General features: G+C 72.5%; 6 protein-coding genes and 1 pseudogene. 3 read left to right on the forward strand and 4 right to left on the reverse strand.

The genetic code is table 11. From position 1 onward, the window contains the following. Nucleotides 1-1,047 (forward strand): carbohydrate ABC transporter permease (locus tag GSF22_RS28685; RefSeq protein WP_208816938.1); only part of this gene is annotated, 1,047 nt, incomplete at its 5' end. Further along, a complete protein-coding gene (locus tag GSF22_RS28690) occupies nucleotides 1,044-1,958 on the forward strand; it encodes a carbohydrate ABC transporter permease (RefSeq protein WP_307804411.1) in 915 nt (304 codons plus the stop codon). The genes GSF22_RS28685 and GSF22_RS28690, both read left to right, overlap by 4 nt. A 137-nt stretch (nucleotides 1,959-2,095) precedes the next feature. On the opposite strand, the gene GSF22_RS28695 is transcribed toward GSF22_RS28690, so the two are convergent. From GSF22_RS28695 to GSF22_RS28710, 4 genes and pseudogenes are all read right to left on the reverse strand, one after another. After that, entirely contained in the window at nucleotides 2,096-2,479 is a 384-nt protein-coding gene (locus GSF22_RS28695; RefSeq protein WP_208816940.1) for a VOC family protein, read from the reverse strand. Between the two features lie 17 nt (nucleotides 2,480-2,496). Next, a complete protein-coding gene (locus GSF22_RS28700; protein ID WP_244454306.1) occupies nucleotides 2,497-4,086 on the reverse strand; it encodes an MFS transporter in 1,590 nt (529 codons plus the stop codon). Between the two features lie 104 nt (nucleotides 4,087-4,190). Further along, complete coding sequence (locus GSF22_RS28705) at nucleotides 4,191-5,156, reverse strand: sigma-70 family RNA polymerase sigma factor (RefSeq protein WP_208816948.1); 966 nt, start codon at nucleotides 5,154-5,156, stop codon at nucleotides 4,191-4,193. 272 nt (nucleotides 5,157-5,428) lie between these two features. After that, nucleotides 5,429-5,995, reverse strand: a pseudogene (locus GSF22_RS28710) (N-acetyltransferase family protein); the annotation flags it as partial. Between the two features lie 35 nt (nucleotides 5,996-6,030). Between GSF22_RS28710 and GSF22_RS28715 the strand changes: the two are divergent. Then, the coding region (locus GSF22_RS28715) for a glycosyltransferase family 87 protein (protein ID WP_208816950.1) at nucleotides 6,031-6,528 on the forward strand (498 nt) is incomplete at its 3' end.

Genomic DNA, 6,528 nt, shown 5'->3' on the forward strand with positions numbered 1-6,528 from the left:
GGCGAGAACCTCACCGGGTGGCTCTTCGTGGCGCCGGTGGTGGCGATCCTCGGGCTGTTCCTGCTGCTGCCGATCCTGATGGCGTTCTGGGTGAGCCTGACCGACTGGAACGGACAGGGCAGCCCGTTCACCGGTGACGTGCCGTTCGTCGGAACGGAGAACTACACCCGGCTGTTCACCGCCGACGGGCTGGCCCGGCAGGACTTCATGACCAGCCTGCGGAACAACGTCTACTACGTGGCGATCGTGGTGCCCGCGCAGACCGTCCTGGCGCTGCTGCTCGCCGTCGTGGTCAACAGCCGGATGCTGAAGGGGAAGGGGTTCTTCCGGACCGCGTTCTACTTCCCCTCGGTCACCAGTTCGGTGGCGATCAGCGTGGTGTTCCTGTTCCTCTTCGCCAACTCGGGCGCGGTCAACGCGCTGCTCGGCATCCTCGGCGTCGACGGACCGCAGTGGTTCGCCGACTCCCGGGGCGTCCTGCACCTGCTCCTCGGCGGCCTCGGCGTCGACGCGCCACCGGACACCCTCACCGGTACCGGCGTGCTCGGGCTGAGCTGGTGGGACTGGCTGGCCGGTCCGAGCGTGGCGATGTGCTCGATCATCACGCTGGTGGTCTGGACGACCAGCGGGACCTTCATGCTGATGTTCCTGGCCGCCCTGCAGAACGTCCCGGAGACCCTCGACGAGGCGGCGCGGATCGACGGGGCGAACCGGTGGCAGCGGTTCCGCCGGGTCACCCTGCCGATGATCCGGCCGACCCTGTTCCTGGTGCTCACCCTCGGCCTGATCGGTACCTGGCAGGTCTTCGACCAGGTCTACGTGATGAGCCAGGGCAACCCGGCCAAGACCACCCTCACCCCGGCGTACCTGTCGTACCGCACCGCGTTCCGGGACTTCGAGTACGGCTCCGGGGCGGCCATCTCGTTCGTGCTGTTCCTGATCATCATCGGGTTGACCCTGGTGCAACGGCAGGTGCTGCGGGACCGGGACGGGGCGGACCGCCGGTCCCGGTGGCGTCGCCGGGTACCGAGGGCGGGGGTCCGGTGAGCGTGACGACCCCGCAACGGCGGGCGCACCCGCCCCGGCCGTCCGGCGCATCCGACCAGCGGGCCCCGCACGGGCGGGCACCGCGCGGCCTGGTGACCACCTTTGTCGGGTACGCCATCCTGGTCTTCTTCGGGCTGGTCTTCCTCTACCCGTTCGTGATCCAGATCGGCAACTCGCTGAAGACCGAGCCGGACGCGGCGGCGAACCCGCTCTCCCCGGTGCCCGACCCGCTCGACCTGACCAGCTTCCAACGGATCGTCGAGGGGACGGCCTTCCCGCTCTGGCTGGGCAACTCGTTGCTGGTCACCATCCTGGTCACGGCCGGGCGGGTACTGCTCGACTCGCTCGCCGGGTACGCCCTGGCCCGGCTGCGGTTCGCCGGGCGCGGCGCGGTCTTCGCCGCGATCGTGGCGGTCCTCGCCGTGCCCGGGGTGGTGCTGCTGATCCCGAAGTTCCTGGTGCTCAACCAGCTCGGCATCTACAACAGCTACGCGGCGCTGATCGTGCCGCTGCTCGCCGACGCGGCCGGCGTGTTCATCATGAAGCAGTTCTTCGACTCCATCCCGCGCAGCGTGGAGGAGGCCGCCCGGATCGACGGCGCCGGCACCTTCCGGATCTTCTGGTCGGTGGTGCTGCCGATGGCCAGGCCGGCGCTGATCACCCTGACCATCCTGTCGTTCCAGGGCTCCTGGAACGAGTTCCCGCACTCGCTGGTCGCGGTGCAGGACCCGGCGCTGTTCACCCTGCCCCGAGGACTGGCCGACCTGGTCAGCGGCTCGCTCGGGTCCGGCACCCAGTACCCGCTGAAGCTGGGCGCGGCGCTGCTGGCCACCATCCCGGTGGCGGTGCTCTTCGTGGTCTTCCAGCGCTACTTCGTCCGGGGTGCCAACGAGGGCGTCGACAAGGAGTGAGCCCCGGCCGGTGCGGACGGGACACCGCACCGGCCGGAGTCGCCCGGCCTCCGGCCGGCCGGTTCGGGTTGCCGGCCGTGCTCAGCCCGGCTCGCGGGCATCCTCAGCCCGGCTCGTCGTCCGGCTCGCGGGCGTGCTCAGCCCGGCTCGTCGACCCGTTCGATGACGGAGAAGATGTTGCCGGCCGGATCGGTGAACCAGGCGATGGTCGGCCCGTTGCCGCGCATGATCCCCCGTTCGTCCTGCGGCAGGCCCGGGTACCGCTCGAACCGCACCCCGCGTGCGGTCAGCTCGTCGACCGCCCGGTCGACGTCCGGCACCGGGAAGTTGAGCACCGTGAAGGTGGCCGGGACGTGGTCCGGTTTCGGGTAGACCACGATGTCCCGCCCCCCGGCGAGGTGCAGCATGAGCAGGTCGCCGTCCTGCGACACCCGCAGGCCGAGGACACCGGTGTAGAACTCCCGGGCGCGGCCGGGATCGTCCACCGCGAAACCGCTGAACGCCAACGTGTCACCGAACATGGTTGCCTCCGTTCTGGTCAGGGTTGGGAGTGGTCGCCCGCCGGTGCCGGCCGTTCCGCCCCGGCGGCCTCACCGTGCGGTCGGACCGTGCGGAACAGCCGTACCGACAGCACCGCGAGCGCCAGCAGCACCACCGCGCCGATCGCGCCGGCGGTGTTCAGCCCGGCGGTGTACGCCGCACGGGCGGCGGTGAGCAGCTCGGTGCCGGACCCGGCGGGCAGGGTGGCGGCCACCTCGGCGGCACCGGCGAGCCCGTCGCGGGCCCGGTCGACCACGTCCGCCGGCAGTCCGCCGGGCAGCGTCTCGGTCAGCCGACCCCGGTAGACCACGGCCGCCAGGCTGCCCACGGCGGCCACCCCCAGGGCCACCCCGAACTCGCCGCTGGTCTCCGACACCGAGGCCGCCGACCCGGCCTTCTCCCGGGGCGCGGCACCGACGATCAGGTCGGTGACGAGTTGGGAGGGGAGTGCGATACCGGCCGCCGCCAGGACGAACGCGACCACCGCCACCGGCAGGGACCCCTCGCCGGACAGCACGGCGAGCAGACCGAAGCCGAGCGCGGTGACCACCTGCCCGGCGGCCATCACGTAGGCCGGGCGGATCCGTCGCGCCGCCACCGGGGTCAGCATGGTCGCCGTGATCATGGCGACCGCCTGGGGTACCAGCCAGAGCCCGGCCCGCAGCGGGGACAGCCCTTCGACCAGTTGCAGGTACTGGCTGACCAGCAGGAACGTGCCACCCATCAGCAGGGCGTTGAGCAGCGACAGCAGCAGGGCGGAACGGAACGTGCGGTTGGCGAAGAGCCCGACGTCCAGCAGCGGGTGGGCCAGGGTCCGCTGCCGGCGGACGAAGAGCACCGCCAGCCCGGTCCCGCCGGCCAGCGCCACGGCGGGGAGCGGCTGCCAGCCGTACCGGGCGAGCTCCTTGAGCCCGTAGATCACCGGCAGGATGGCGGCGAGGGAGAGCGCGACACTGGTCAGATCCAGCCGGCCGGGCACCGGTTGCCGGTACTCCGGCAGCAGGACCGGCGCGGCCACCAGCAGCAGCACCATCACCGGCACGCCGAGCAGGAACGCCGAACCCCACCAGAAGTTGGCCAGCAGCACCCCGCCGATCACCGGTCCGACCGCCATGCCGCCCATGAAGCAGCTCATCCAGACCCCGATGGCGGTCGCCCGCTGGGCCGGTACCGGGAACATGTTGCTGATCAACGCCAGGGTCGAGGGCATCAGCGTGGCACCGGCCACCCCGAGCAGCGCCCGACAGGCGATCAACTGCTCCGGCGTGGCGGCGTACGCGGCCAGCACGCTGGCGGCGGCGAACGCGGCGGCACCGATCAGCAGCAGGCGCCGCCGGCCGATGCGGTCCCCGAGGGTACCCATGGTGACCAGGAAGCCGGCGATCATGAAGCCGTAGATGTCGGTGATCCAGAGTTGTGCGGTGCTGTCCGCACCGAGGTCGGCGCTCAACCGGGGCAGGGCCAGGTAGAGCACACTCAGGTCGAGCGCGAGCAGCAGCGTCGGCAGGGCCAGCACGGCCAGCCCGGTCCATTCCCGTCGCCCGGCCCGCCTCGGCGGCGCGTCGGGTGCGGCGGTGTCGGTGGTCAATCGAACTCCCATCACAGTTGCGTCTGACGGGGTGGACCGCGACACGGACCGGAACTCATCGGTGCGCCGGTGGTCGGGTCGGGCGGTCGTCGCCCCGGGGCCGGTCAGGGCGCCAGGTGGGGTGGCAGCCCGAACACGGGGAAGAGCCGGGTGTCGAGAAAGTGGGTGAACCCGCTGATCCGGCCCGCCGAGACGGTCAGCAACTGGATCGAGAAGGGCCGGTGACCGCCGGCCGGATCCGGTCGGTACTGCGCGAAGGCGCAACCGCCGTTCGCCCCGACCGGCAGCAGCCGCGAACCCCGGCAGTCCCGGCCCGGTCCGCGCATCCAGCGCCCGATGTCCGTCGCGCCGCGCAGCCACATCCGGTACGGCGGCATGCAGTGCGTGGCGTCCTCCCGCAACAGGCCGACCAGCGTGTCGATGTCGTACCGCTCGAAGCTGGCGACGTACCGGTCGAGCAGGTCGCGGTGGACGGGATCCAGGGCGTCGGGACCCGCGTCGGCGCCGGCGGTCCGGCCGGCCATGGTCGCGCGGGCCCGTTGCAGGGCGCTGTTGACCGAGGCGACCGTGTCACCGAGCAGCCCGGCGACCTCGGCCGCCTGCCAGCGCAGCACGTCCCGCAGGATCAGCACCGCCCGTTGGCGGGGCGGCAGGTGCTGCAACGCGGCGACGAAGGCCAGCCGGACCGACTCCCGGGCCAGCGTCACGTCGGCCGGATCCCCGGCCTCCGGCAGCACCGACCGGTCGGGGGCCGGACCGATCCAGAGGCGGTCGGAGCCGGGCCCACCCAGGGCCGTCTCCACCGGCGCCGACGGGCTGCCCAGCTCCACCGGCACGCCCCGGCGGCGCCGGCCGCCGAGCTGATCGAGACAGACGTGGTGGGCGATCCGGTAGAGCCAGGTCCGCAGACTCGACCGGCCGTCGAACCGGTCCACGCCGCGCCACGCGCGGAGCATGGTCTCCTGCACGGCGTCCTCGGCGTCGAAGATCGACCCGAGCATCCGGTAGCAGTATCCGGTCAGCTCCCGACGGTGCCCCTCCAGCGTCGACCGGCCGTCCGGCCCGGCCAGCGCCGCCCGCCCGGCCGGATCGGCCACCCGGTCACCGACCTGCCCGGTCGCCGTCGATGCCACCTGGACCACCCCTGATCACCACCCACCGCCCGTACCGCCCCACGGTAGGACAGACCAGTGACAGAAACGGCGGAACGCGCGGGAAGAGACAGCTCCGGTCAGGCGGTACCGGGCTGCTGCCCACCGTTGTCGGCCGGCGGGCTGTCGGCCGGTCCGGCGCCGGCCTGCGCGCTGTCGGCCTGCGCGCTGTCGGTCGATTCGCTGGCGTCCGGCTCGGTCGGGATGGCGACGTGCAGTCGCAGTTGGGGGACCAGCATGTCCGCCACGTCGAGCGCCCGGGCCGCGCCGTCCGGCTCCCAGCCGGTGCTGGTGAGGAACTTCCGGGTCGCCTCGTCGCCGTCGAACGCCCAGGCCACGGCAGTGCTGAAGCCGTCGGACCGCCACAGGTCCACACTGGCGGCCAGCAGCCGGCTGCCGTGCCCACGCCGCCCCCAGCGCGGCTCGACCAGCAGGTCCGTCACCGCCACCACCCCCGGGCCGAGCGCCTCGGCGGGCTCCTCCGGCGCGCGGGCCTCCTCGTCGGCCGGCCCGGAAGCGGCGAACCCCACCAGATAGGATTGCTCGGCCTGCTCGACGGCGACCAGCACCCGGTGTGCCGGTGACGGCGGAGCCTCGATGGCGGCGGTCCACCGCCGCCCGAGCCACGCCTCGTCGAGGTTGTCGAGTACGTGCCGGGGCAGGATCCGACGGTAGGCCACCCGCCAGGTCGCCAGTTGGATGCGTGCGATCTCGCCGGCGTCGGAGGGACGCGCCGGGCGGACGTACCCGAGTGCCATGGGGCGTGAGCCTACGCAAGGTGAGGGAGGCGACGGTGGCGCAGGGTGCCGGACGGACCGGTCGGCAGGTCCTGACCGTGGCCGTACTCGCCGTCGGGGTGGCCGCGTTCCTTCTGGTGGCGGCGGTCCGGCACGGCTTCTTCGACCTCCAGGTCTACTACGGCGCGCTGCGCCACTGGGCCCGCGACGGCGGTGAGATCTACGACTGGGTCCGCCCCGGCACGCAGTACGGCTTCACCTATCCGCCGTTCGCCGCGCTGGTCATGCTCCCCATGGCGTACCTGCCGTGGAACCTGGCCATCGTGGTCAGCGTGACCGCCAGCGTGACGGTCAGCGCGGTGCTGGTCTGGTGGCTGCTGGACCCGGTCGCCCGGCGGGCCGGCTGGACCCGCTGGTACGCCCTGGCCGTCGCGCTCTGCCTGGCCGCCGCGTTCGAGCCGATGCGCGAGACGGTCAACTTCGGCCAGGTCAACATGCTGCTGCTCTTCCTGGTCGGCGCGGACCTGCTGCGCGGGGTGGACCGGGGCCGGCCC

Origin of the sequence: Micromonospora echinofusca (genome assembly GCF_017614955.1) — a bacterium.
GTDB lineage: Bacteria > Actinomycetota > Actinomycetes > Mycobacteriales > Micromonosporaceae > Micromonospora > Micromonospora echinofusca_A.

Excerpts from the sequence above, each read along its gene's own strand:
- GSF22_RS28695 (WP_208816940.1), bottom strand. The coding sequence starts at position 2,479 with ATGTTCGGTGACACGTTGGCGTTCAGCGGTTTCGCGGTGGACGATCCC.